This window comes from Gottfriedia sp. ABJ_BB2_2 (genome assembly GCF_055484705.1).
Map to the genome: position 1 here is coordinate 953,249 of NZ_JBVFKR010000001.1, position 25,651 is coordinate 978,899.

A 25,651-nucleotide genomic window follows, 5' to 3' on the forward strand; every position below is an offset into this window, starting at 1 on the left:
AGGCAACAATGAAAATTATATATTCCTTATAATCATTTGTCAATATTTTTTCTTTACAGTACGAAATGTGTAGGCGACTGGTCAGTTCCGACAAGCATAAGACGATTTTCAGTGAAGGTTGCTTTTTAACCTTTGCTGTAAATTGGCTTATGACCTCGAGGAGCTAGGAGCCGGAACTAGACACTACGAAAAGCGGAACAAGTTCGTTCAGCTCTGAAGGGAAAATCTCCATTAAATTGAAGAAGTGGCGACTTTTCCACTTGTAGCTAGACACTTCGAAATGCAAAACAATAAGCTTAGCTTCCCCTATATATCATTCTTGACATAGGAAAATATGTAACTTATCTAATATATTATTTTCAACAAGAAATTACAATACAATTCACCTTAAGTTGCGAATTATTTCTTAATCCTGTTATTCTATATGTATAATTTCTCATATTTTGTAAATATTGGAGGTGTTTTCATGAAATCGGTTGGTGTTGTCGTCGAATATAATCCTCTTCATAATGGGCATGTCTACCATTTATCTCAGTCAAAACAGTCTACAAATGCGGATGTAGTTATCGCGGTAATGAGTGGTCAATTTTTACAAAGAGGCGAACCGGCTGTTGTACCAAAGCACATTAGAGCAAAACTTGCTTTACAAGCTGGAGCAGATCTAGTTATTGAGCTCCCTTATAGTTACTCTACTCAGCATGCAACTCTTTTTGCAAAAGGTGCTATTTCAATTTTAGATTCCTTGAATTGTGATACTGTTTGTTTTGGTAGTGAAGAAGGTAAAATTGAATCATTTTATGAATTGATTAATCAAAAGAAACAGCTTACTAGTTCAATCAATACAAGTATCCGCTCGTTACTTGATAAAGGAATGAGTTATCCGTCAGCGTATAGTACTGCATTACAAACAAATTTGGAAACCTCAAAACTAGATGTCTCCCTACCAAACAATATATTAGGCATCCATTATTTGGAATCAATCGAACACTTTTCAAGTAAGATGCAGGGCACAACGATTAAACGGATTGCTGCAAATTATCACGATGAAGAAGCCAGCCACCAAAGTATTGCAAGTGCAACTGCGATTCGTAAAATATTGAAACAAGAGGATGATTCAATTTCAAACTTTGTTCCAAACTATACAAAAACCGCGATTGAATCTTACATAAAAGAGAATGAAATCTTGCATTCTTGGAATGAATATCTTCCGTATTTAAAATATCGATTAATGACAACGAAGCTTGAAGACTTATCTCTGATTTATGAAGCAGTTGAGGGATTAGAAAGAAGAGTAATCGATGCGATACTAAAATGTTCAAGCTTTGAAGATTTGATGACAAGGATCAAAACAAAAAGATATACATGGACTCGTATCCAAAGATTATTAACTCATTTGTTAACAAATACCTCAAAAGAAGAAATGAAATCAATATTGGAAATTGATCGAGTTCCGTATATACGCTTATTAGGAATGTCGCAAAAAGGTAAATCCTATTTAAATATAAATAAAAAACAAATTGAACTACCTATTTACACAACCATAAATCAAGAGAACCAAGTTGCTTTGAATACTGACTTAAGGGCAACACATGCGTATGGTTCAATTCTTTCAATTAAAAATCAACAGAAACTGATTCGCACCGAATACGCACTTTACCCATTTATTTATGATGAACATTCAGGCCAATTTATTAGGGAATAAATCTTAATGATCTAATTTAAAAAACTGTTTATGAATTCAAACCAAATAACGCTTGGTTGATGAATTCAAAAACAGTTTTTTTATTACGTACTAGACTTTAAATTTTTTAAGTATTTTATTGCATCCGCATAAGTGTTCACTGGAACAATTTTCATTTTTACTTTATGCTCTTTGGCTGTTTTTATCGCTTCTTTATAATTTGAATTACTTTTACCGTTTTCATTTGGTGCAAAAAAGATTTCTGCCCCAGCTTTTGAAGCAGCAATAATTTTCTGTGATATACCTCCAATAGGTCCAACTACCCCTTTAGTATCAAGCGTACCGGTACCAGCAATTTCATGTCCTTTTGCTAAGTTCTCTTCACTTAACTGATCATATATTTCTAAAGCAAACATAAGCCCCGCTGAAGGTCCACCGATTTCCTCGGAATCTATTTCAACTTTTGGGCTAGTACTTAGTTTTATATCCTCAACAATTGAGACGCCAATGCCAGATCGATTTGGTTCATCCTTAAAGCGTTTAGAAGTAATGCTTACATTTTTAATTTTTCCATTTCGAGTAATAGTAAGTGGAAAGTTCGTCCCAGGAGCCGATGATGAGATCGTTTTCGTAAAATCATCAACTGAATGGACTTCCTTTTCGCCCACTTTTGTAATGATATCACCTAACTTCAAAACTTTAGAAGCTGGCATATCTTTTAGTACTGAAATAATAACTACTCCAGTTTTATTAATTTGATAATGTTTGCCCGCTTCTTTATAAGCATTTACAATCGCTGCTTGTTTTGACTCTTCCATATATCGTAATTGACGAAATTGATAATCATCATTACTTTCACCTTCACTTAAAATCTCACTTTCTTTGTATAGATGATGAACAGAATTTGTATACGTTCCGATGTAAGAATAAATATTTGCCTTACTCATCGAGACAGTCGTTAACATAAAATCTCCGTCATCTTTTTTTGCCCCTTCAACATTTACATATGGGCCTAATGGTTCCGCTAAACCAGGTTTGGTCACATAATATGGTAGTGGGATAAAAATTAATAGTATCATGACAATTCCTAGTACTAATATAACATTAAGTAATTTGATCCTTTTCTCCACTATTTTTCTCCTTCCACTGTTCGATCTGATGAATGATTTCTGGTATCATTTTTTCTGTTTCTTCTTCTCCGGTTTGTATTATATTTTCTAAGTCAGTAAAATTCCTTGAATTAAAATGATCTAGATTTGGTCGAATCATAACATTTGAAACTGTTTCTCTATTTCTAACAAGTTCATGCTGCATAATTTCAATACTTTGCATAATGACATCATAAATTGTTGATACTTCACCACTTACTTTTATAGGAGATACATCAACACCGATAATAAAATCCGCTCCCATATCTTTTACTACTGATACAGGGATCCGATCAATCACACCGCCATCAACTAACAGTCTTCCGTTCCATGGTTCAGGTACAAATATACCTGGAATAGAAATACTACCTCTTACTGCAGTAGCAATATCTCCTTCTCTAAAGATAATTTTTTCTCCAGTTAACAAGTCAGTTGCGATGACTGCGATGGGTAAATCTAAATCTTCAATGTTCCTACCGTATGATAATGCTCTGATAAGTTCTTTTGCACGATTCCCGGAAATTAATCCCATTTTAGGTACAACATAATCAATATAGTACTTTGATTTAAACACTTTCGCAATTTTATAGAGTCGTTCTATGTTAGAACCTGCTCCATATAAAACTGCTACAAGTGCACCCATGCTACTTCCGGCTATATAATCTATGGGAATATTATGCTTTTTTAACACGGATATTACACCGATATGTGCAAAACCTCTTGCACCACCTGACCCAAGCGCTAAACCAATTTTCGGATTCAATTTATTCCCCTCCATATAAACTAAATTGGTCTAAAATCGAGTTCATTTAACGTATATTGAATAGTACAAGTTTTCTTTTCGATCCATATATTAATAACATATTTTCTATTCATTCAATTTACGACAATATAAGATGAATCAAATTTTTGTTCCAATCCTTTGTTGGAGGTTTATTTGTGAAAAAAAATTATTTTATTACTCTGCTTATATTTATAACGCTTGTCACGCTAACCGCAACCATTATTCTTTATCCTGATGTTGCATTTAAAGGGTCTACTCGAGGTTTAGAAATGTGGTGGGGAATTGTCTTTCCTTCTTTACTACCTTTTTTTATTTTAAGTGAGCTATTAATCTGTTTTGGGATCGTACAATTTATTGGCGTATTTTTAGAACCTGTCATGCGGCCGTTATTTAGAGTTCCGGGAGTTGGAGCTTTTGTCTGGGCGATGGGAATGGCTTCTGGATTTCCATCCGGAGCAAAGTTATCAGCTAAATTATACAAAGATGGAGAGTTAACAAAAATAGAAGCTGAAAGGCTCAATTCATTTACGAACTCTTCTAATCCATTATTTATTTTCGTCGCTATATCAGTTGGATTTTTTCATAATGTAAACATCGGAATTGTTTTGGCAGCTAGTCATTACATATCAAACGCTCTTGTTGGCCTTCTGATGAGGTTTTATGGCAAAAACCAACCCAACTACTCTAGAAGAGAAAGAACCCCTTCAAATCGAATTAAATACGCTTTTACAGTGCTACATGAAAAAAGACTGAAAGAAAAAAGACCAATTGGTAAGATTTTAGGAGATGCGATTGCTTCTTCCATACAAACTTTACTCATGATTGGAGGATTTATTATCGTATTTTCCGTTTTAAACATGTTATTAATTGAAATTGGTTTCATTAAGCAAATCGGAAAAATCATTTCATTCTTCCTTTCAAAGTCAACGATTCATCAAGACTTATCATCACCTTTTGTTTCTGGATTATTTGAAATTACATTAGGTTCAAAATTGGTAAGTGAGGTATCGAATAGTACATTATTACAACAAGTTGCTTTAACAAGCTTTATATTAGGTTTTGGCGGTTTTTCGATTCAAGCACAAGTTGCTAGTATTATTTCGGAAGTGAAAATGAGTATGAAGCCATATTTAATTGGTCGTTTATTACAATCTATTTTAGCACCTATACTTGCTGTACTACTTTGGAAACCACTTTACGTTGATCGCTTAGCAAGCTGGTCAAACCAAAATACAATCACTGTCATTAATAATTTTACTGAACAACATTTTCATTTAGATTCAATTTTTGTGATTGGTCCAATCATAACCTTGTCCGCTCTATACATTTACGTGCTTATCATCATCTATCGAATATATATACAAAAAAAGAAACCTCAGTTTTAATTAAACTTGAGGTTTCTTAAATTTATTTTCTAATGCTATATTGACACACTCAGGAACTAAATCCTTTACATTCCCACCATATTTAGCAACTTCTTTTACAATTGAAGAACTTAAGAAAGAATATTGATTGTTCGTCATGACAAAGAATGTATCAATTTCATCTACTAATTTTTTATTCATAGCGGTAATCTGCATTTCATATTCAAAATCTGAAACTGCTCGTAGTCCTCTTAAAATTGCTGAAGCATTAATGGATTTTGCGTAATCCATTAATAACCCACTAAATGAATCTACTGATACATTTTCGATGGATTGAGTTGCTTCAGAAATTAATGTTGTTCGTTCTTCTAATGTGAATAATGAGTTTTTTGCTGAATTATTTAACACGACAACAATTACTTCATCAAACACCCTAGCCCCACGTTTAATAATATCAAGATGTCCTAATGTAATTGGATCAAAGCTACCAGGACACACTGCAATACGTTTCATGTTGTACCCCCTTAAATTTCTCCCTTATTTTTATGATACACAGATACACCACAAATTCCATATTTTTCTGCTTTTGTTCTGACAAAATGACCGATATTTTCCGGTAATTCTACATCAGTTGCATGTTCAACTAGAATTGTACCATCATTTGATAATAATTCTTTCTCGTCAAATGTTTCGATTAATGAAACGATTTGCTGCTTTTTATAAGGGGGATCTAATATGATTAATTCAAATTGTATTTCTCTTTTGATGATTGCTTTGACTGCTCGCTCTGCATCATTTCGATAAACCTCTGCTGAATCCAAAAGTTTACATGTTTCTAAATTCTCTTTAATCGTCTTTATTGCTTTCATTTCGCGATCTACGATAATCGCTTTGTCCATTCCTCTACTTAAAGCCTCTATTGATAGCCCACCGCTACCTCCAAATAAATCAAGAACAGTACCACCCTCAAAATAAGGGCCAATTATATTAAACATCGCTTCTTTTACTTTATCAGTTGTTGGACGTGTACTTGTACCTGGAACAGCCTTTAAACTTAAACCTTTACATTTCCCTGAAACTACTCTCATTATTTACACCTACTATATTTATCAATTCTCAAAATATCCTAACATAAATTTCTACAAACCAAAACAATTCTTTCCATATTCTTCTTCTAATGTATAAAATCATTCTCTTTGGTTATAACTATTTTTAACAACATCTCAGTTGATGTTGTTGCCAACCGCGGAGAAGACTTACGTTTCCCCATAAGTTCTTCCTCCGGTTTCTCCTCTCCCTTTGCCTTCTTTTAAGTGATTACACTTTAATAAGAGGGGCCCTGCGAATGCGGGGTTTTTTTTTATGCCTGATTCCTGTAAAATAAGTGATGCATATCCAATGTAATACAGATATTTAAGGGGGATTTATCATGATCCAACGCATGATTGAAATAGGAGAAGGTTACTCCGATTTATATGAATTATTTGAAATAGCGAAATCTCAAAAAGAAAGAGTAAAATTTTTACTTAAGTTAACATCTGATAAAGATCAACAGAAATGCTGTACGTTCGCTGTTATTTTAAGCCCTACTACTATTGGAGAATTTCAACCAATATATTATTGCAGAGAAGGCATTACACTAAAAGAACAATCAGTTACGAAAAGAGAAGAACTATTTGAAGAACTAGCAGTTACATTAAATAAAGAAATTATTACATTACATATTAGACATTCAAGTTCCTTCCATGCAATAGAATTATATCAACAATATTTAATTGGCATTTTAAGACTTAATCATTTTATTCCACCTATGAAGTAATATAATTCAAATTCATTAAAAAACGATTGAACGGTGTTTAATTTAGAAGTAACTTCCTAAATTAAGTTGACCATTCAATCGTTTTTAATCTACTTGATAATCATATTCCTTTTCTTTCGCATGATCTGGCTTCGCATTTTCATACTCTGTTTTAATAAAAGGTTTATATGATAATTCGATTCTTTTTACAAAATGAAATTTCTTCAATCTCTCTATTGTTCGTTCAATATCATCCATATTGCAGTATAAGACAACATATTTCAAACGCTTAGAAACAAAGTGAATATTTCCAAATTTACGTAACATTTTTGCTTGCTTTAATGACTGTAAATAAATGATAATACCTTGTCTTTGCACAAACATATAACTTTCTCCTTTAAAAAATCCGTTAGAAATAGAATATCATATCCCAATTTTCTTTTGCAATGAAACTTTCATAATTCATTCCTATGAAAGGGTTGAAAAATAATGTTAGATGATATATGGGATCAATTTCTTTTATGTATTTCTTCAAATGACGAAGTGAGGGTAGTTTCAAATAAACTGATTTGCGGTGTAAGCTTTTTATATATTCAACCACTTAATCCCCAAAAAAGCGATGCATTTCTTAAAAACATTGTCCTAACATGCTCAAAACAGTATACATCACAATTCAAGTTAATTTATCGAATTGAGTTTGTCCGAGTTGAACAGAATATCTTTGTCTTTAGACATCGTTTTTACGTTCCTAATCAAAAAATGTTTTGTTGTGGAAATGAATGTATAAACTGTACCAGATTCCGAAAATAATTGATAGCGGATGTTTACGAATACTTTTTTACTATTAGGCTCTGTTAAAGAAGACTGTTGATTTCCATTCCAGGTACTTCGCTTTCCATGGGGCGTGACTTGAGCCTCCTCGGCAAGCCTGCGGGGTCTCAAGTTTCCCGCATCTCCCATAGGAGTCTTCGTACCTTCCATTCCAATCACTCTCTAACTTACGTTTCTCTTTTCATACTCTAAAAGCATTAGCTAAAATCAACAATTAATATTAACAGAGCTTACTATTAAAGAATGCGTTAGTTAACTCCAAGATACTCCATTACCGTGAAGTGAAGCTCAAGCCTCTTTTGTCCGTATGATGGATGATAATGCGCTACAACTGTACGTCGTTTATATAACCTACCTTACTTGTCCTACTGTGAGCCTTAATAAAAAAAGAAGACTCACTATTCATTAATGAGTCATTCTTACATAGTATATTACTTTGTTTTACATCCGCATTTACCGCCTGTACCGCATCCACCGGTGCTACAGCCTCCACCAGTATTCACAAAGTATGGATTACCAGCTGGTACTTTTACTGATGGTGAAACTGATTGAGCAATTAAGAAGCTTGTCTCATCTAACAGCAACTGAATCGCATCTTCCGCTTTTTTAAAAGCAGCAATTGTTTCATTCAATTGAAGTTCTCTTTTGATTTCACTCATATTTTTACGAATTTCTTTATAATCAGGATGGTACTTTCCGAATCGTTGAACATCCTCATATAAGTCTTTCGTCTTTGTAAAGCGTTGGATGATGTCTTGCGCGGTTTTGTCACTATTTAAGGCTATATATGAAGCTCTATACTGATCTGCAACATCAGATTGTACGATCATAGAAGCAATTTCTTCTGATACTGTCATAAGTTGCAAGGTTTCAATTGTTGCGTACATTTCCTTACACCTCCAAGTATAAACTATACCATAATTAATTCGGAAAATAAAAGTAGATGCTTAGCTATTTATATGATCGGATACATTAAATGCATTAATCTTCCAGTTACCATCTTTATATTCAATATAATTGGCACATGCATTTTTTAAAACAGTTTGAAATGGAACTTTAATAGGATCAATTGCATGTAAAATTGCTTTAATTGTATGTGAATGAGCAACGATCACAATTCTTTTACCTTTATGAATTTCAGCAATATCTTGGAGTGCATGAAATGCTCTTTGGATTAAAAGCTCATTTGTCTCCATTCCAACTACATTGTCATTATATATATGGTCATGAAATTCAGATACAGGTCTTCCGCTAGCCTCTCCAAATTCTCTTTCAACAAATCGATCATCTTCCATTATTTGATCTATACTTGTAAACTCAGCAATGGCCATTGCTGTTTCTTTTGCCCTAGATAATGGACTCGTTATAATTGCATCCCATTTTTCTCCACTTAGAAAACGTGCGCTATCATATGCTTGTTTTTTTCCCGTTTCATTTAAGGGAATATCTTCTCTTCCTTGGATGATATGATTGAGATTCCAATCAGTTTGTCCATGTCTTACTAAACAAATTTCTGTCATAACTTTTGCTCCTTTCGAAACTTGTATTCCTTATTGTAGCAAAAAGCTATGACAGTTTAAAATATTAATCATTTTCATTTTCAGTCGTATCAGCAGAATCAGTTGTACTAATTTGATCTTGCTGTTCCTTTAATACTTGAAACATATCAATCATAAAAGATGCCATTTGAACTTGATTTTGCAATTTATCTACACGCTGAGGAATCGTTTTTCCAAAAAACTCTAAAGAGGCAAGTCTAAAGTCTTCAGTTAATTCAGGATTACGTGAAAGTTTTCTATACCATTTTGGTTGTTGCCTAATAAATTTAATATACTCTTCATCACTCTGTAGAAAATCTAATACATCTTTTCTCATTTCATCCTCCTTAATCCTGTCTGAAGTTAAACGGTTGTGACGTTTTCTTTTCTTCACGCTGACTAGACGATGCAGGAGACTTAAATTGAGAAATTAATTGCTGAATATTATTTAAAGTTGAATTTACATTTGATAAATGATCTTGAATTGAATCTGGATCTAAATTCTTAACAAAGGACATCACTTTCCCTACATATCCTTCTCCGGATTGCTCTTTCTTTGAATCTTTTTTTGATGTTGCTTTACCACTATCTGATCTATAAGCATCCCATTCATCACTATCTTCACCATATAAATACCAGTCTTCAAAAAATTGTTGCCACGTCTTCTTTCCTTTTTTGACTTCATCTCTTAGCTTAGGATGCTCTTTGACAAATTGCCTGAATTGTTCGATAGATGGACGGTTTTGACTATTTCTCACACATCTCACTCCAATTTAAAGCATTTATTACAAAATTATGTATGAAGAATAATTTCGTGCTTGTATGGAAATAAAAAAACCAAGCACATAACGAAACGTTACCGCTTGATTTTGATTATTTAATGAAATTTTGAGTGTAATATTTTTTAAATGCTCCAACTCCAAGTGTGGTGTAATCTTTCTTATACATATTCACACGGTGACCTTTAGAGTTAATCCAACCATAAACAGAAGCAATTCCATCAACATAATTTGCAGAAATATTTTCACCAGCTAATCGATAAGGAACATCAGCATCATTTAATCGATCAGCTAAGCTACCGTACAATGATGAATGATGATCAAAATATTTGTTCTCAACCATATCTTTACTATGACCTAATGCTACTTTTGAAGCTTCATCATTCCATTTTAATGTTGATAAATTCATTCTTTTACGGTATACATTTGTCAGATTAAAAATTTGTTTTTCTTCTTCTCGATCTACTATTGCTTGTTTCGCTTCATTTAAAGGATTTGGACTAATTAATTTACCACTATAGACTAATTCGTATGGTCTTTGCTTTATGAGCGTTTCAGGAGAAAGGAATCTAACACCTAATAAACTTCCAGTAAATCGGTCAAAATAAAGTTGAGCATAACTATCATTCACTGCAACAAGTGGTCGTTCATGTAAATCCGTTGTTGATAATTTAAATGTATATTCATTATTTAGTAATGAGAAAGACAACTTCTCATGTAAATTCACATGATCAATAGATTCTTCATAATGACTACCTATTGAAAAAGGAGATACATCTATTTTATTTCCAGCAGCATAAACTGTCACTACCGTACCATTAAAAACACCAAATTGTATGTAATTTGTTGGATCTTTATCGTAAATGAGCCAATCATAATCATATTGAGAAGGAACCTTTCGCGTTGGCTTACCATAAACTTTCATCACTTCTTGTTCATTTTTACCGATATATTCTATGACTGAAAAGCTAGCTGCACTTTTCGTATCTGTGTGTTCAGTCAAAGGTACTTGAACTTCATCGACTCTTTGAAATTGATTCACGTTCGTTATATTTATAAACCAATCTTTAATAAGTGGACTGAATATAAATACGGTTACGAAACTTATTGTAAAAAAGAAAAGTTTTAAAAGCTTTTCCAATTTTTATCTTCCCTTCTCGGTAGTAATCTAATTTATATATATACATTGTAGCCAAATTATTCAAAAAAATATATAAATTAGTTAAAATACATTTATCAGCTTTTCATTGCTAATTATTGTCATTGATAATATTATATTAGTAGGGATTTTTTCTAAGTAATTTAGGGGGTAATAACATGAAATTTGAAAATACAAATTTAGAAAATCATGTAGTGAATGTAAAATTATTAAATGAAATCATGGAAGAATTAGGTTTTGTCCTTGCAGGTCAATGGGATTACGAACGTGTAACTTACGATTATAAATTTGAACTTCGCAATGAAATTTACTATCTACGTGTACAAGGTTATTCTGTTGAAGGTCACGTTGAATCTAGCAAAGGTAAAATTCAATTACTAACTCCATTATTAGGTAAGTATTACTACCCACATGGTGTAGAGTATGGTGAAGGTGAAAACTTCCCTCAAGCAGTATTAGATAAGAGTGCAGATTTACTGAAAAAAGCAGAAGAGCAAATCGCACTTGTTAGTAAGTTCATTATTCTATAATTATTAAAAAGAGTGAGTAATAGAAGTACAACTTCTATTACTCACTCTTTTATTTTAACTTTTTTAAATTAGAATCCTAAAACCGCTTTAATCACCGAAGTTGTTTCTCCACCTTCATACAATACATAAAGTAGGAAATAAACAAACACACCTGTAATAGCAGTAAAGAACCAAATAATACTAGTAATTGGGCCAATTTTCTTATGTAACTTTAATTTATTTTTAAATCCAGAAATTAAAGATACAAGTCCAAATACTCCACCTGTAGTGGCTAAGAATATATGGAAGAATAAAAAGATATGATAATACAATTTTAAGTGCTCTGGTCCACCAAAGTTTGTGTTTCCAATAAAGATTGTTCTAGAAGCATATACGATAAAAAATGATAAAGCGAATACTCCAGCAAAGAACATTACTTTTTTATGTGCTTCTACATTTCTTTTAGCTATTAGTACCCAGCCAATTGCAACTAAAATTGCACTAATGACAATAAAGCTTGTACTAATTGTTGGTAAAATTGGTAAATTCAAAATTTCCACCCCTACGATTTTTTAAGCAATAATGGATTACTACTGATTGGATCAATTTTATTTCCATTTTGTTCTCTTTTAGCCCATTTAAAGAAGTTATAACCAATAACCCATCCATATACTATTTCCTGGACAATTTTCATAACTACACCGCCAACTTGTTGATCTTCTCGAGCAGTCATGAAGTTCAATACTTCTGGTCCAGAAATATTTAATGATTTTAATATATCAGGTGATACACATAATTCCATAGCCTTACTCCACAATACTGGATCATTGTAAGTAGCATAGAATGGATGACCTGAAAAAATGATTAACGCACAAGCAGGTGTTAATAAAATACCATTTGCGAACATATAACCAATTTTTTGAATATCAGATAAAGTTTGTCTTTCCGCTAAATTATTCATAACTGGGAACCACATGAAAATAGCCATAAAGAATAATACATTCGTAAATAAAAAGTGATAAACATTATCCGTCTTTACGAAATCAAATATTAATGGGTAATGATAAAGTGAAAAAACACCATTAAAAATAATTAATGCGATCAATGGCTTTGTAAAAAAAGTAAAAAAGCCATTTACAAATTTAGGTTTTAATATTTTATTCCATAACCAATTAGGAATACCGATAATCAAAAATATTGGAGCAACTAAGTACAATAAGCCCATTTCTGTCATATGTGCACTAAAGATAATATGACCAATTAAATCAATTGGACTACCTTGAGCGATATAAATAATTGCAATACTAAGTATAAAATAGACTTTTTGTTTTGTTTCCGTTACATTTTGTTTTGATTGATATTTATGAATCAAATAAAAATATCCAGCAATTACCAATAGTAAAAATACGAATAAGTAAGGACTCCAAAGAGCTTTGAATCCGAACATACTTAAATTAATCATCGATGCACACCCTTTATCTCTTGAATTCACTCTTTCTGATCACTACTACTTACATTAATATAATGATGTCGAAAAAGAAAGCATCTTAGTAGTAATTAGATTTTATAATAGAAAAATACACAATTCAAACTATTATACTACTAAATTATATACCACTATGAACAATTTGTTCAAATTTAAGTATGACAGAATTATGTCTAAATATAATTATTATTAGTAAGATCACTTGAAAGCATTCAACTCATAAGCGACACTATTTTGACATAGAAAAAGGAAGTGAATAGTATTCACTTCCTCTTTTCATTACAGCCAGATTAAAGTTAAGAATGTTAAAAGTGTAATGATCGCAACAGTCAATCCAGAATATAAGAAGAATGACGTTGTGCTATGTCCTCTATTCTTCATGTGCATGAAGTAATAAAGTTGGAAAACTAACTGAACTACAGCTAATAACAAGATAAACGGTACTGTGAAATATGCATCCATATGTTCACGGTAAATAACTGCCGCAAATGAAGCTAGTGTTAAAACGATCATGAATAAGAACGAGATAACTTGTTGCTTCATTTCTTCTGCATGTTTACGTCTGTGGTACTTTAATTCAACTTGATTGTGACCTTGATGAGAGTTTGTATTTGTACCCATTCCTTATCCCACCATTCCCATTAAGTATACTACTGTAAAGATGAAAATCCATACAACGTCGATAAAGTGCCAGTATAGACTTGCTACGTAGAACTTAGGCGCATTGTATAAATTTAAACCTCTTCCAGCGTTTCTTAACATTAGTGTACCGATCCAAAGTAACCCAACAAATACGTGAGCACCATGCGTTCCAACTAATGTATAGAATGCAGAACCAAATGCACTACTTTGCATTGTAAACTCATATTCGTGCATATAGTGTCTAAACTCGTAAATTTCTAATAATAAGAAACCTAAACCTAATAAAAGTGTAATTCCTAACCATAGCATCATTTTCTTATGTTCGAAATTTTTCATATGATACATAGCATATACACTTGTTAGTGATGATGTTAAAAGTAACATTGTAGCAATGAACACTAATGTAGGTTCAAACATTTCACTTGCACTTGCTCCACCAGCAGTAGAGTTTCTTAACGCTAAAAACGTACCGAATAATGAAGCGAATAGTACTGTCTCTCCACCTAGAAATAGCCAAAATGCTAAGAACTTATTTTTACCTTCTTCTGTTGCTTTTTCAGGGTTATGCGGGAACGTTTCAGCAGTAAATTTTTGATTCATTTCCATTATGCTTTAACCCCCTCGTCCGCTAAATCTTCTTTATGAATATGATAACCATGATCATCAATCCATGAACGTAAGAACATACATCCGAACGTAATCACTAAGCCAAGGATTAAAACACCTACTGCTGTATGATTTTTTAAACCATCATTATATAATGCCCCAAATGAAGCAATAAATAATCCTAGTGACATAACGAATGGAAGAATAGATGAATTTGGCATATGAATGTCACCTAGTGGTTCAGCAGGTGTCATTTTACCGTTACCGTCCATTTTTTCTACCCATAAAGCATCTAATCCACGAACGTATGGAATTTGAGCAAAGTTATATTCAGGAGCTGGAGAAGAAATTGCCCACTCAAGTGTACGACCTACACCCCAAGCATCGCCTTCTGCTTTTTCTCCTTTAACAGCTGTGTAAATTACATTGATTAATAACACGATTGTTGCAACACCCATGAAGGCTGCACCAACTGAACTGATTAAGTTTCCTGTTTCTAAACCTTGTCCTGGTAAATATGTAAAGTAACGACGAGGCATACCCATTAATCCTAAGAAATGCTGGATAAAGAATGTTAAATGGAAACCAATAAAGAATAAAATGAAAGTTAGAATTCCTAATTTTTCATTTAAGATTTTACCAAACATTTTTGGCCACCAGTAATGTGCACCAGCGAATAAACCGAATACTACCCCACCTACGATTACGTAATGGAAGTGAGCTACTACGAAATAACTATCATGGAACTGATAGTCAGCAGGAGCTGCAGCATTCATAATACCAGTTACTCCACCTAAAACGAATGAAGGAATAAAAGCAACTGACCAAAGCATTGCTGTTGTGAAACGTACTTGACCGCCCCAAATTGTTAATAACCAGTTAAAGATCTTAACACCAGTTGGAACAGCGATTGCCATTGTTGCTACTGCGAAGATCGCATTTGCAACTGCACCAAGTCCATCAGTGAACATATGGTGAGCCCATACCATGAAACCTAAGAAACCGATTAATACTGTTGCGAATACCATTGAAGAATATCCGAATAAGCGTTTCTTAGAGAATGCTGGAATGATATCTGAGAAGATACCAAAGGCCGGTAAAACAAGAATATATACTTCCGGATGTCCGAAGATCCAGAATAAATGTTCAAAGATCATTGAGTTACCACCTAATGAAGCGTCAAAGAACGCTGTACCAAATAGGCGATCGAACATTAATAATGCTAAACCAATTGTTAATGCTGGGAAAGCGAATAAAATTAATGCTGATGTTACAAATACTGTCCAAGTAAATAGTGGCATACGCATATAAGTCATACCAGGAGCTCGCATGTTTATAATTGTTGCTAAGAAGTTAATACCCCCAGCTAATGTACCAATACCTGAAACCTGTAGACCTAGTAAATAGAAGTCTACACCATGAGATTTACTAGCTAAAGCTAATGTTGCGTATGAAGTCCAACCTGCATCAGGCGCTCCACCTAAAAACCAACTTAAGTTTAAGAAAATTCCACCGAAGAAGAATAACCAAAAACCTAAAGCATTTAAGAACGGGAATGCTACGTCACGTGCACCAATTTGTAAAGGCACGATCGCGTTAAAGAATGCAAATATTAACGGCATTGCCGCTAAGAAAATCATTGTTGTACCATGCATTGTTAATACTTGGTTATATGCATCACCTACTAAAAAGGTGTTGTCAGGAATTGCTAATTGTAATCGAATAAATAACGCTTCCATTCCACCAACTAAGAAGAATAGACCACCTGCTATTAAATACAGGATCGCAATTTTCTTATGGTCGACTGTCGTTAAATAGTCCCATATAAGTGGTTTCTTATGCCCTACAGAACTCACAGTATTACCCCCTTTGCTTCATATCCATCCATTATTTTGCAATTTTTAAGCTTAGTAAGTAAGCAGATAAAGCATCAATCTCTTCATCAGATAAGTCACCATATTTACCTGTCATTAGGTTACCTGGCTTCATTGATTCAGGATCTTTTAACCATGCTTTTAAGTTTTTTTCGTTGTTATCTTTAATACCAGCAACCATTTCACGGTCACCGAAATTAGCTAAGTTTGGTGCAAGACGTGCAGCTGGTGGTCTTGTGTCATTTGCATCAGCAGCATGACAACCGATACAGCTTTGTTGGAAGATTTTTTCTCCCTCGCTAGCATCTGCAGTTACAGCTTGACCTTTTTGATCTTTCATCGAAACTAACCATTGATCATACTCTTCTTGACTAACAGCTTTTACTTTAAATTGCATTAAAGAATGTGAAGGACCACAAAATTCTGCACAAAAACCATTATATGTACCTTCTTTATCTGCTGATAACCACATTCTGTTTGTGCCTTCAACGTTTGTATCAATTTTACCTGCTAATGATGGTACCCAGAATGAGTGTTTAATATCTTCACCTTTTAAGTTTAAGATTACTTTTTTACCAACTGGGATAATCATGTCCTGAGACGTGACAATTTTTGATTTTGGATACTCAAATTCCCACCAGAAAAGATGAGCGTTTACATTGACAACAATTGCATCTTTCTTTTTCTCATCTTTTGCGATTTGCTTTTCATCAGAAAGCTTAAAAGTTTGTGATACAGTTGGAACTGCTAAAATGATAAGTAAGATAACAGGAATAATAGTCCAAAGAAGCTCTAAAGTATGACTACCTTCAACTTGTTTTGGAATAACATCTTTTTCTCCTTTACGATGACGGAACTTAACGACAACATAAAGGAAAAGTACTGTTACAACAGCAACAACAAATACCATAATAATAGTACTTAGCTTCATAAGCTCGTACTGCATTTCTGCTACTTCACCTTGAGGTATCAATGTAGATTGATTTGGATTACCAACACATCCACTCAATATCACTGCTATCAAGGAAATTAGCGAGACTAATCGCCAATGTTTCATAAGTATACTTCCCCCTCTTTCAATTTAAAGTGTTTCATTCTTATTTGAAAATAAGATTAAACAAACGATAAAATTTTCCCCCGTAATACCCCTAACTAAAACGAAATTGTAAACACAATCATTGACATGAATAGAAGTGTTAAATAATTTATCGAGTAAATAAACATTAGTTTTGAGAACTTTTGATCGTTCTTTTGTTTATAACAATAAATTCCTAATACTATCCATCCTATATTCAATATTGTTGCAAAAATAATAAATGGTAAACCTAGATCTTGCATGTAAAATGGCAGAGGTAATAAACAAAGTACCCAGATCATCACTTGACGTTTCGTCATTTCAAATCCGTACACCACTGGTAACATAGGGATACCTGCTCTTTTGTATTCTTCAGAGCGACGCATTGCTAATGCTAAAAAATGTGGTGGTTGCCAAATAAACATGATTAAAAACAGCATCCAAGCAATAAAATGCAAATCTGCATCAATCGCTGCCCATCCAATTAATGGGGGTGCTGCACCAGATATACTACCTACTACTGTGTTTAACGTGTAATTACGTTTCGTCCAAAGAGTGTATAGTACGATATATGTAAATGCACCAATAAATGCATATACAACAGCCATTAAAGTAGTAAAAGCCATAAAAGTAAAACCAACGATTAGTAACATAATTCCAATTGAAATTGTAACACTTGGTTTGATATTCCCTGTTACAGTTGGCCTATTTTTGGTTCTTTCCATGTATGGATCAATATCTCGATCAATATAGTTATTGATTACACAAGAACCTGCAATGATTAACGATGAACCTATAATTGTTAAAATTGCTTTTGGTAAAGTATCTAATATATCTAATCCATTTAATTGGATAGCTAACCAAATTCCTGTAAACGTTGTCAGTATATTAGAATTCACGATCCCTATTTTCATTAAAGAAAGTAAATCTTTCTTTAGTGAAGAAGAAGGATGATCCATTTCCCTATCATTAGAAACATTATTTGCTAATTGTTCCAAGTCAATCCTCCTCTTTTCAACAAAACTTCATATTTCATTAAGCGAATATAATTTTGTTTAATTATAATTAAATTTTAACCTATTTCTATTAAACTAAATCAAATGAAATATTTGTGATAAATATATGAACAAATTGTGTACGTTTCAAAAAAATTTTAACGTAAACAGTCTAGCTTTTCAATACTAAATACTATTTAATTATAAAATTAATTATTTCTATATTTTAAAATTGAATACATCCTATGTGTAGAAAAAACAAATATTATGTCTAAAATGAAAGGTTATCTTTGAATTTTATGTCGTAATCTTATATGATATAGAAGTATTATTAGCAGAATAATTTTTTTAATAGATAAATTTTAACAATTATTATTATTTTATAAAAGTGGGTGTATATACTTTGCTACGTGTTTTAAAAGGGGTTTCATTATTGACCTCATTCGTACTTCTTATTGTTTTACTGGGTGGGGCACTCGTAACAAAGACAAATTCTGGACTTGGATGCGGAAAATCTTGGCCATTATGTAAAGGTCAAATCATTCCTGATAATTTAACAATTGAAACAGTAATTGAATTATCACATAGAGCAGCATCTGGTCTTGCAGGAATGTCAGTATTATTATTAGCGGTGCTTGCTTGGATTATTATTCCACATAAAAGAGAAACGAAATTTTTAGCAATCATCTCATGTGTTTTTTTAGTTGCACAAGCATTAATTGGAGCTGCAGCAGTTGTTTGGGGACAAGTTCCTGCAGTTAAAGCAATTCATTTTGGAATCTCATTAATCTGTTTCGCTGCTGTTGTTATGTTAACATTACTAATTTTTGAACGTGATAGAAATTATCAAAAAGATACGTTTTTTGTTGGAAAAACAATGAAAATTCATACGTACGGACTATGGATTTACTCATATTTAGTCGTTTATACAGGTGCACTTGTAAGGCATGAGAATGCAAGTTTGGTTTGTCCAAGCTGGCCAATGTGTAGTAAAGCCAATAACGGATTCCCTACTCAATTTCATGAATGGGTACAGATGGGTCATCGCATAGCGGCATTCATTTTATTCCTTTGGGTCATCATCGCCTTTATTCATGCTTATAAAAACTATCGAAAAGAACGTGGAATATATGTAGGATGGCTCGTATCAGCAATTATTGTTACTTTACAAGTTATTTGTGGCGCATTCATCATTTTAACAAACTTAAACATTTATGTCGCGTTAACACATGCCATTTTAATTTCTTGCTTATTTGCGATTTTGAGCTTCCAATGTCTACTAAGTGCTAGAAGTAAAAAATCAAATTCCCAATTACAACAAAATAAAGTGATTTCATAAAAAAAGGTATTTCCTCAGCTAAACACTGAAGAAATACCTTTTTATTATTTTTGTCCTAATTCAATTAATAAGTCTCCTGTTGAAATACTCTCACCAGATGTAATAAATAAATCTCTTACTACTCCAGTAAATGGAGATTGTACAGTTGTTTCCATCTTCATTGCCTCAGTAATCGCTAATGTTTGTCCTTTTTCAACAACATCACCTTTTTTAACTAAAACATTTAATACTGTTCCTGGCATTGTCGCATTAATATGGTTTGGATTGCTAGAATCGCCTTTTCTTTTTTGAACAACGGTTGACTTAATAGAATAATCTTTCACCACTATTTCACGTGGCTGACCATTTAATTCAAAATAGATCACTCTTGTTGCATCAGGTTGTGCTTGTCCAATCGATACTAATTTCACAATCAATGTTTTTCCACGTTCAATATCAACTTTAATTTCTTCATCTAATTTCATTCCATAGAAGAATGAAGGTGTATCTAACACTGAAAGGTCACCATAACTATCAAAATTGTTTTGATAATCCATAAATACTTTCGGATATAAGCAATAAGATAAAATATCAAAATTGGTAACTTGTCGTTTTAATGTACGGTATAAATATTCTTCCACATCTTTAAAATCGATCGGTTTTAACGTCTCGCCAGCTCTTTCTGTCAAAGGCTGTTTCCCTTTTAAGATGACACGCTGTAGGCTCTTAGGGAACCCTCCATGTGGCTGACCTAACTGTCCTTCAAAGAATTCTACTACTGAATCTGGGAAATCAATTCCGTCACCTTTTTCATAGATATCATCTTCAACAAGATTATTTTGTACCATAAATAATGCCATATCACCTACTACTTTAGATGAAGGTGTTACTTTCACAACATCACCAAATAGTTGGTTTACACGACCATACATATCTTTTACGGCTTCAAAACGATCCCCTAACCCTACTGCTTTTGCTTGTTGTTTTAAATTAGAGTATTGTCCACCTGGCATTTCATGCTGGTACACCTCTGTGTGCGGTGACACCATTCCGCTTTCAAAACTACTATAATATTTACGTACGCCTTCCCAATACGTAGATAATTGTTCTAATCCATTAATATTTAAATTAGTTTCAAAGTCTGAACCTTGAAGTGCATAATATAAACTGTTTACACTTGGTTGTGATGTTAAGCCTGACATACTACCAATTGCAACATCGACTACATCAATACCAGCCTCTATTGCTTTTACATATGTGTATAAACCATTTCCACTCGTATCGTGAGTATGAAGATGGATTGGTAAGTCTACCGTCGCCTTCAGCTCGCTAATTAACGCATAAGCCGCTTGTGGCTTTAAGAGACCTGCCATATCCTTAATCGCTAATATATGCGCACCTGCTGATTCTAAATCCTTAGCAAGCTCTTTGTAATAAGCTAAGTTATATTTCGTTCTAGATGGATCTAAAATATCACCTGTGTAACAAATAGAAGCTTCTGCTAATTTGCCATTATCGCGAACAGCATCAATAGCAACCTCCATACCCTTTATCCAGTTTAAGCTATCGAAAATACGGAACACATCAATTCCTGCTTGTGCTGATGCTTCAATAAACTTTTTCACTAAATTGTCAGGATAATTTTTATAACCAACAGCATTTGAGCCACGTAATAACATTTGGAATAAGATATTTGGTACTTGCTGTCTTAAAGTTAATAATCTTTCCCATGGGTCTTCATTTAAGAATCGGTATGCTACATCAAACGTTGCGCCTCCCCACATTTCCATTGAGAAAAGATTCGGTAACAATTTTGATGTTTGCTCTGCCACAGCTTGTAGGTCTTTCGAACGGATTCTAGTTGCCAAAAGTGATTGATGTGCATCTCTAAAAGTTGTATCAGTAAACAAAACATTTGGCTGATTTTTTAACCACTTTGAAAATTCATCTGGACCAAGTTCATCTAATAATTGCTTTGTCCCTTTATCTGCAATCTGGATATCACTTACATTTGGAATAATGACATCTTCAAATGCTGGTTTTTCTGAAGACGAAATACCTGGGAACCCATTTACAGTTACATTTCCAATATAATTCAATAATTTTGTCCCACGGTCTCTTCGTTTTGCAAATACGAATAATTCAGGTGATGAGTCAACAAATGACGTATTATATTCACCAGATAAGAAATCATTGTGTTGCATAACATTTTCTAAAAATGGAATATTTGTCTTAATTCCACGAATACGGAACTCTTTCAAGTTTCTATTTAATTTTGCTACAGCACCTTCAAATGTCAGTGCATGAGTCGTAACTTTAACCAATAACGAATCATAGTAAGGTGTAATAACAGCTCCTTGGAAGCTATTCCCCGTATCTAAACGTACACCAAAACCACCACCAGAACGGTAAGCCATGATTTTTCCAGTGTCTGGCATAAAATTATTTAATGGATCTTCTGTTGTTACACGCGCTTGAATTGCAAAACCAATTCTAGGAATATCATTTTGTAATGGAATTCCTACTTTTTCATTATGTAAACTATTACCTTGTGCAATTAGAATTTGAGTTTGTACAATATCGATTCCTGTGATCATCTCAGTGATCGTATGCTCAACTTGAACACGTGGATTTACTTCTATAAAATAAAAATCATTTCCAGAAACTAAAAATTCAACTGTCCCTGCATTAACATACTCAACATCTTTCATTAATTGAACTGCCGCTTCACAAATACGCTGTCTTAATTCTTCAGTGATTGATGTACACGGAGCAACTTCAACTAATTTTTGATGTCTACGTTGAATTGAGCAGTCTCTTTCATACAAATGAATGATATTACCTTGGTGGTCACCTAAAATCTGAACTTCGATATGTTTAGGATTTTCAATATATTTTTCTACGTAAACCTCATCATTACCGAATGCAGCTTTTGCTTCTGATTTTGCTCGATCAAAAGCTTCTTTTAAACCAGAGCTATTACGGACAATTCGCATACCTCTTCCACCGCCGCCAAGAGCAGCTTTAATAATGATTGGGAATCCATAAGTTTCTCCAAATTCTACAACATCCTGAAGCGTTTCAACTGGACCATTACTTCCTGGTATAATTGGAAGCTTAGCTTTTAACGCTTCATGCTTTGCTTTAATTTTGTCTCCAAAAATATCTAAGTGTTTTGAATGAGGACCAATGAAAATAATGCCCTCTTCTTCACATCTTTGAGCAAATTTAATGTTTTCAGATAAGAAACCATACCCAGGGTGGACAGCATCTACATTATTTTTCTTTGCAATTTCAATAATCCCTTCAATATCAAGGTAAGCATCAATTGGTTTTTTACCTTTTCCAACGATATATGCTTCATCCGCTTTATAACGGTGATATGACCCTTCATCTTCCTTTGAATAAATACCTACGGTGCGAATACCTAACTCAGTACATGCTCGAAATACACGAATAGCGATTTCGCCACGGTTAGCAACTAAAACTTTTTTAATTTGTTTCGTATAAGTCATAATAATGCCTCCTGTATTCATGAAAGATAAATGATTAAAAATGAAATGTAATCTATGATTGCATTAAGAAACAGATTATAACGTTTCTTTATTCATTTTATTGCGAATGGAAATATTCATTAACATACCTACCATTGATAACATCACCATCATTGACGTACCGCCATAACTTACAAATGGTAAAGGTACACCTGTCAATGGGATTAGCGATGTAACACCACCGATATTTACAAATGTTTGAATAGCAATCAATGCACAAATTCCTGTTGCCAATAATGAATCAAATGAATCATTTGATTGATGTGCAATTAGTAAACCACGCCAAACAATTAAAAATATACAAATGATGACAATGATAACGCCAATCAAACCTGTTTCTTCTCCAATTATGGCTAATATAAAGTCAGTATGTGGTTCTGGTAAGTAACCTAACTTTTGAATACTTTTACCTAATCCCACTCCAGTAAAACCGCCATTGGCAAAAGCAATTAACGAATTGACTATTTGAAAACCAATATCTTGTGCATAATCAAATGGATTTCGAAATGCTAGAAATCGATTAACTTGTACATCTGTTAGTCCAACACCAAAACTTACACAAAAACTTACTAAAGGATATAAAACGATAATTCCTGCAGTAAACAAAAGAATTAGTCTTTTTACAATAAACCCACTACAAAATGAAACAACAGCACAAGTTGCAATAATTAAAATGGCCGTACCTGTATCTGGTTGCATACGTAATAAAATGACGTATAACATAATGATTAACCAAGGAGCAAATAACATCTTCCAATTCCTTGTAATCCCTTTTTGTCTTTTTGAGTACCAACCCGCTAGTAAAATGATCGAACTCAATTTTATTAATTCAGCAGGTTGTATCCCAAACACCCAACTTTTGGCATTATTAACCACTTGTCCAAACGCTAATACAGCTATTAATAACCCTAAACTAATTAGTAGATTTAATAATAAAATAATTCTTTTTTTAAAGATTGTTGAGGGTATTAACGTTAATAAAACAAAAGCACCCATACCAACTTCAAATGCAAGCAGCTGTTTACGAAAAAAATGATCACTTGCCCAATTTTCACTTTGATAGCGAATGGTTGGTAATGCCGAGCTAGCACTATATACCATAATTAATCCAAATAAACATAAAATTAGTAATGGAACAATAATCATATAGTCCATATTTTTTAAATATTTTTTTAACATTGCTAATCATCCCTGCTTCAATTCTTTATACATTATGTATTCAACTATTTTGGGAAATTCCCTTTATAAATATCAATATTGTAACATAGATTCATAGATTAATTCCTTATGCAATTAAAATAAAACAAAAAAGCTCAAACAAAGTATTGTTTGAGCTTTTGGATCATACTAACTATTTATTTTTTTGATTAGTAAAAGCATCATGCAAAGCAGATAATTGACGTTCTAGTTCTGATAGAAGCTCTTTACCTTGCTCAACTTCAATTAATCCAAGTCGAGATGCAAAATCGATTTCTCTCGATAAACCGAACATTTGAGTATCTAAAACCTCTTCATATAGAGGGCATTGTGGCATTGTTAAATGATCAAGTTGTACATTTATAAGTTTTAAAATTTTTTCAGCATCTTTTTTTAATAATTCGAATGCTTTATCTTTGTAATCCGTTACAGCATCAGACCTCAATTTTCTCCCTCCGCTTCCGTACAAGCTATACTTCTTAATATTATAGTTCTTTTAAAGAAAAATCAACTTAAAAACGTCATTATTATAATATGTAAAATGCATTCAAGTTCATGTTGACTATTATTTACAAAAATCACTTCAATTTAATTGTATTAAAGTATTTCCTATTATGAAACATTTTAACTATTATAAAATGTAAGTTCTATTCATTATACTCTATAATTCAATTTTTCATATCAATATTTTTAAGGTAAACAGTTTTCTATATCAATACATTGCTTTACTCTTAGAATTAGTCGTAAACTATATATATAATTTAAACTCCGGGGGAGACAACAAATGAGTGATGTATTTTTAATTACTGGTGAGGTCGAGCACCCACTAACAATTGATCCAAGTGTATGGATCTTTGATGAAAGAAAAATTGAACTTGAGCTTATTTTTAAAGGGAACATTGAAACGGAAAACGCTATTGAAAAATACACGAAGAGTGTTTCAAAACATTGGGATCGAGAAATTATTGAAGGAGCAAAAGTAGATACTAGTATCCCATTTGCTCAAACAAAGAAAGAATGGCTTGAAAAAACGTATGTTATGCCATTTTCATATTTTATCGATAATAGTAAACCCAAATCTCGAGAACAGAACGTTACGATTCAGACAGAAAAATCAACGATTACATTACCGTTTGAAACTGTTTACGAATCATATTTAGCATTTTCTAACAACGGAAAAAGAATTATTGAAGAAGGTCCAGTTCATTTATATTTTAAAGATGGTTCAAATAAAGATACACCGATTACATCAATACAAAAAATAATTTTCTAACAAAAACATCCTACGAATTTGTAGGATGTTTTTTACAATG

Annotated in this window: 26 protein-coding genes; 6 read left to right on the forward strand and 20 right to left on the reverse strand. The window is 32.9% G+C overall.

What is annotated here, in order from left to right; all coding sequences use genetic code 11:
* Nucleotides 1-466: 466 nt before the first annotated feature.
* A complete protein-coding gene (locus tag ACX6U0_RS04805) occupies nt 467-1,702 on the forward strand; it encodes a nucleotidyltransferase (protein WP_464958829.1) in 1,236 nt (411 codons plus the stop codon).
* A gap of 83 nt (nt 1,703-1,785) precedes the next feature.
* Here ACX6U0_RS04805 and ACX6U0_RS04810 read toward each other — a convergent pair whose 3' ends face one another.
* Both ACX6U0_RS04810 and ACX6U0_RS04815 read right to left on the reverse strand, forming a co-directional pair.
* A complete protein-coding gene (locus tag ACX6U0_RS04810) occupies nt 1,786-2,811 on the reverse strand; it encodes a SepM family pheromone-processing serine protease (protein WP_464958830.1) in 1,026 nt (341 codons plus the stop codon).
* Nucleotides 2,786-3,592 carry a patatin-like phospholipase family protein gene (locus tag ACX6U0_RS04815; RefSeq protein WP_464958831.1) on the reverse strand — a complete coding sequence of 269 codons (807 nt, stop codon included), beginning with the start codon at nt 3,590-3,592 and terminating at the stop codon, nt 2,786-2,788. The genes ACX6U0_RS04810 and ACX6U0_RS04815 overlap by 26 nt, the downstream gene beginning before the upstream one ends.
* A gap of 176 nt (nt 3,593-3,768) precedes the next feature.
* Here ACX6U0_RS04815 and ylbJ point away from each other — a divergent pair, with 176 nt between their 5' ends.
* Entirely contained in the window at nt 3,769-4,998 is a 1,230-nt protein-coding gene (gene ylbJ / locus ACX6U0_RS04820; RefSeq protein WP_464958832.1) for a sporulation integral membrane protein YlbJ, read from the forward strand.
* Here the strand turns inward: ylbJ and coaD are convergent, their stop codons facing one another.
* Nucleotides 4,999-5,490, reverse strand: coding sequence for a pantetheine-phosphate adenylyltransferase (coaD, locus tag ACX6U0_RS04825; protein ID WP_464958833.1), 492 nt, complete (start codon nt 5,488-5,490; stop codon nt 4,999-5,001).
* Nucleotides 5,491-5,501: 11 nt separating this feature from the next.
* Complete coding sequence (gene rsmD, locus ACX6U0_RS04830; RefSeq protein ID WP_464958834.1) at nt 5,502-6,065, reverse strand: 16S rRNA (guanine(966)-N(2))-methyltransferase RsmD; 564 nt, start codon at nt 6,063-6,065, stop codon at nt 5,502-5,504.
* A gap of 341 nt (nt 6,066-6,406) precedes the next feature.
* On the opposite strand from rsmD, the gene ACX6U0_RS04835 reads away from it, so the two are divergent.
* Nucleotides 6,407-6,796, forward strand: coding sequence for a DUF7147 family protein (locus tag ACX6U0_RS04835; protein WP_464958835.1), 390 nt, complete (start codon nt 6,407-6,409; stop codon nt 6,794-6,796).
* A gap of 84 nt (nt 6,797-6,880) precedes the next feature.
* Here ACX6U0_RS04835 and ACX6U0_RS04840 read toward each other — a convergent pair whose 3' ends face one another.
* The 6 genes from ACX6U0_RS04840 to ACX6U0_RS04865 form a co-directional block, all read right to left on the reverse strand.
* The gene (locus ACX6U0_RS04840) at nt 6,881-7,159 is read right to left on the reverse strand and encodes a YlbG family protein (RefSeq protein ID WP_088000211.1); all 279 of its coding nucleotides are present in this window, start codon (nt 7,157-7,159) and stop codon (nt 6,881-6,883) included.
* Nucleotides 7,160-8,037: 878 nt separating this feature from the next.
* Nucleotides 8,038-8,493, reverse strand: coding sequence for a YlbF/YmcA family competence regulator (locus ACX6U0_RS04845; protein WP_464958836.1), 456 nt, complete (start codon nt 8,491-8,493; stop codon nt 8,038-8,040).
* A 60-nt stretch (nt 8,494-8,553) separates the two neighbouring features.
* The gene (locus tag ACX6U0_RS04850; RefSeq protein ID WP_464958837.1) at nt 8,554-9,126 is read right to left on the reverse strand and encodes a histidine phosphatase family protein; all 573 of its coding nucleotides are present in this window, start codon (nt 9,124-9,126) and stop codon (nt 8,554-8,556) included.
* Between the two features lie 64 nt (nt 9,127-9,190).
* Nucleotides 9,191-9,481 carry a YlbE-like family protein gene (locus ACX6U0_RS04855; protein ID WP_464958838.1) on the reverse strand — a complete coding sequence of 97 codons (291 nt, stop codon included), beginning with the start codon at nt 9,479-9,481 and terminating at the stop codon, nt 9,191-9,193.
* A gap of 10 nt (nt 9,482-9,491) precedes the next feature.
* On the reverse strand, nt 9,492-9,902 hold the full coding sequence (gene ylbD, locus ACX6U0_RS04860; protein WP_464958839.1) for a spore coat protein YlbD: 411 nt from the start codon (nt 9,900-9,902) through the stop codon (nt 9,492-9,494).
* Nucleotides 9,903-10,017: 115 nt separating this feature from the next.
* Nucleotides 10,018-11,064 (reverse strand): CAP domain-containing protein, encoded by a 1,047-nt coding sequence (locus ACX6U0_RS04865; RefSeq protein ID WP_464958840.1) that lies wholly within the window; start codon nt 11,062-11,064, stop codon nt 10,018-10,020.
* A 176-nt stretch (nt 11,065-11,240) separates the two neighbouring features.
* On the opposite strand from ACX6U0_RS04865, the gene ACX6U0_RS04870 reads away from it, so the two are divergent.
* Nucleotides 11,241-11,612 carry a YugN family protein gene (locus tag ACX6U0_RS04870; RefSeq protein WP_088000204.1) on the forward strand — a complete coding sequence of 124 codons (372 nt, stop codon included), beginning with the start codon at nt 11,241-11,243 and terminating at the stop codon, nt 11,610-11,612.
* A gap of 68 nt (nt 11,613-11,680) precedes the next feature.
* Here the strand turns inward: ACX6U0_RS04870 and ACX6U0_RS04875 are convergent, their stop codons facing one another.
* The 7 genes from ACX6U0_RS04875 to cyoE all read right to left on the reverse strand — a co-directional run bounded on the left by ACX6U0_RS04875 (nt 11,681) and on the right by cyoE (nt 18,233).
* Nucleotides 11,681-12,142 (reverse strand): DUF420 domain-containing protein, encoded by a 462-nt coding sequence (locus tag ACX6U0_RS04875; protein ID WP_464958841.1) that lies wholly within the window; start codon nt 12,140-12,142, stop codon nt 11,681-11,683.
* Nucleotides 12,143-12,153: 11 nt separating this feature from the next.
* Nucleotides 12,154-13,053, reverse strand: a complete 900-nt coding sequence (gene ctaG / locus ACX6U0_RS04880; RefSeq protein ID WP_464958842.1) for a cytochrome c oxidase assembly factor CtaG — start codon at nt 13,051-13,053, stop codon at nt 12,154-12,156.
* Nucleotides 13,054-13,356: 303 nt separating this feature from the next.
* Nucleotides 13,357-13,698 carry a cytochrome c oxidase subunit IVB gene (ctaF, locus tag ACX6U0_RS04885; RefSeq protein ID WP_464958843.1) on the reverse strand — a complete coding sequence of 114 codons (342 nt, stop codon included), beginning with the start codon at nt 13,696-13,698 and terminating at the stop codon, nt 13,357-13,359.
* Nucleotides 13,699-13,701: 3 nt separating this feature from the next.
* A complete protein-coding gene (gene ctaE, locus ACX6U0_RS04890; protein WP_464958844.1) occupies nt 13,702-14,325 on the reverse strand; it encodes a cytochrome c oxidase subunit III in 624 nt (207 codons plus the stop codon).
* Nucleotides 14,325-16,181 carry a cytochrome c oxidase subunit I gene (gene ctaD / locus ACX6U0_RS04895; protein ID WP_430509407.1) on the reverse strand — a complete coding sequence of 619 codons (1,857 nt, stop codon included), beginning with the start codon at nt 16,179-16,181 and terminating at the stop codon, nt 14,325-14,327. The genes ctaE and ctaD overlap by 1 nt, the downstream gene beginning before the upstream one ends.
* 31 nt (nt 16,182-16,212) lie before the next feature.
* Complete coding sequence (gene coxB, locus ACX6U0_RS04900) at nt 16,213-17,256, reverse strand: cytochrome c oxidase subunit II (RefSeq protein WP_464958845.1); 1,044 nt, start codon at nt 17,254-17,256, stop codon at nt 16,213-16,215.
* A 95-nt stretch (nt 17,257-17,351) separates the two neighbouring features.
* On the reverse strand, nt 17,352-18,233 hold the full coding sequence (gene cyoE, locus ACX6U0_RS04905) for a heme o synthase (protein ID WP_464958885.1): 882 nt from the start codon (nt 18,231-18,233) through the stop codon (nt 17,352-17,354).
* A 439-nt stretch (nt 18,234-18,672) separates the two neighbouring features.
* Here cyoE and ACX6U0_RS04910 point away from each other — a divergent pair, with 439 nt between their 5' ends.
* Nucleotides 18,673-19,608, forward strand: coding sequence for a COX15/CtaA family protein (locus ACX6U0_RS04910; RefSeq protein ID WP_464958846.1), 936 nt, complete (start codon nt 18,673-18,675; stop codon nt 19,606-19,608).
* Between the two features lie 44 nt (nt 19,609-19,652).
* Here ACX6U0_RS04910 and pyc read toward each other — a convergent pair whose 3' ends face one another.
* The 3 genes from pyc to ACX6U0_RS04925 form a co-directional block, all read right to left on the reverse strand.
* Complete coding sequence (pyc, locus tag ACX6U0_RS04915; protein ID WP_464958847.1) at nt 19,653-23,102, reverse strand: pyruvate carboxylase; 3,450 nt, start codon at nt 23,100-23,102, stop codon at nt 19,653-19,655.
* A 75-nt stretch (nt 23,103-23,177) separates the two neighbouring features.
* Complete coding sequence (locus ACX6U0_RS04920) at nt 23,178-24,320, reverse strand: FtsW/RodA/SpoVE family cell cycle protein (RefSeq protein WP_464958848.1); 1,143 nt, start codon at nt 24,318-24,320, stop codon at nt 23,178-23,180.
* Between the two features lie 172 nt (nt 24,321-24,492).
* Nucleotides 24,493-24,783 carry an Fpa/YlaN family protein gene (locus ACX6U0_RS04925; protein ID WP_088000194.1) on the reverse strand — a complete coding sequence of 97 codons (291 nt, stop codon included), beginning with the start codon at nt 24,781-24,783 and terminating at the stop codon, nt 24,493-24,495.
* Between the two features lie 339 nt (nt 24,784-25,122).
* On the opposite strand from ACX6U0_RS04925, the gene ACX6U0_RS04930 reads away from it, so the two are divergent.
* Nucleotides 25,123-25,611 (forward strand): peptidyl-prolyl cis-trans isomerase, encoded by a 489-nt coding sequence (locus tag ACX6U0_RS04930; protein ID WP_464958849.1) that lies wholly within the window; start codon nt 25,123-25,125, stop codon nt 25,609-25,611.
* The last annotated feature ends 40 nt before the right edge of the window (nt 25,612-25,651 follow it).

Excerpts from the sequence above, each read along its gene's own strand:
- rsmD (WP_464958834.1), bottom strand. The coding sequence starts at position 6,065 with ATGAGAGTAGTTTCAGGGAAATGTAAAGGTTTAAGTTTAAAGGCTGTT.
- coaD (WP_464958833.1), bottom strand. The coding sequence starts at position 5,490 with ATGAAACGTATTGCAGTGTGTCCTGGTAGCTTTGATCCAATTACATTA.
- ctaE (WP_464958844.1), bottom strand. The coding sequence starts at position 14,325 with ATGGAAATGAATCAAAAATTTACTGCTGAAACGTTCCCGCATAACCCT.
- ACX6U0_RS04920 (WP_464958848.1), bottom strand. The coding sequence starts at position 24,320 with ATGTTAAAAAAATATTTAAAAAATATGGACTATATGATTATTGTTCCA.
- ctaG (WP_464958842.1), bottom strand. The coding sequence starts at position 13,053 with ATGATTAATTTAAGTATGTTCGGATTCAAAGCTCTTTGGAGTCCTTAC.
- ACX6U0_RS04850 (WP_464958837.1), bottom strand. The coding sequence starts at position 9,126 with ATGACAGAAATTTGTTTAGTAAGACATGGACAAACTGATTGGAATCTC.
- ACX6U0_RS04840 (WP_088000211.1), bottom strand. The coding sequence starts at position 7,159 with ATGTTTGTGCAAAGACAAGGTATTATCATTTATTTACAGTCATTAAAG.
- pyc (WP_464958847.1), bottom strand. The coding sequence starts at position 23,102 with ATGACTTATACGAAACAAATTAAAAAAGTTTTAGTTGCTAACCGTGGC.
- ACX6U0_RS04845 (WP_464958836.1), bottom strand. The coding sequence starts at position 8,493 with ATGTACGCAACAATTGAAACCTTGCAACTTATGACAGTATCAGAAGAA.
- coxB (WP_464958845.1), bottom strand. The coding sequence starts at position 17,256 with ATGAAACATTGGCGATTAGTCTCGCTAATTTCCTTGATAGCAGTGATA.
- ctaF (WP_464958843.1), bottom strand. The coding sequence starts at position 13,698 with ATGGGTACAAATACAAACTCTCATCAAGGTCACAATCAAGTTGAATTA.
- ACX6U0_RS04835 (WP_464958835.1), top strand. The coding sequence starts at position 6,407 with ATGATCCAACGCATGATTGAAATAGGAGAAGGTTACTCCGATTTATAT.
- ACX6U0_RS04805 (WP_464958829.1), top strand. The coding sequence starts at position 467 with ATGAAATCGGTTGGTGTTGTCGTCGAATATAATCCTCTTCATAATGGG.
- ACX6U0_RS04870 (WP_088000204.1), top strand. The coding sequence starts at position 11,241 with ATGAAATTTGAAAATACAAATTTAGAAAATCATGTAGTGAATGTAAAA.
- ACX6U0_RS04930 (WP_464958849.1), top strand. The coding sequence starts at position 25,123 with ATGAGTGATGTATTTTTAATTACTGGTGAGGTCGAGCACCCACTAACA.
- ACX6U0_RS04855 (WP_464958838.1), bottom strand. The coding sequence starts at position 9,481 with ATGAGAAAAGATGTATTAGATTTTCTACAGAGTGATGAAGAGTATATT.
- cyoE (WP_464958885.1), bottom strand. The coding sequence starts at position 18,233 with ATGGATCATCCTTCTTCTTCACTAAAGAAAGATTTACTTTCTTTAATG.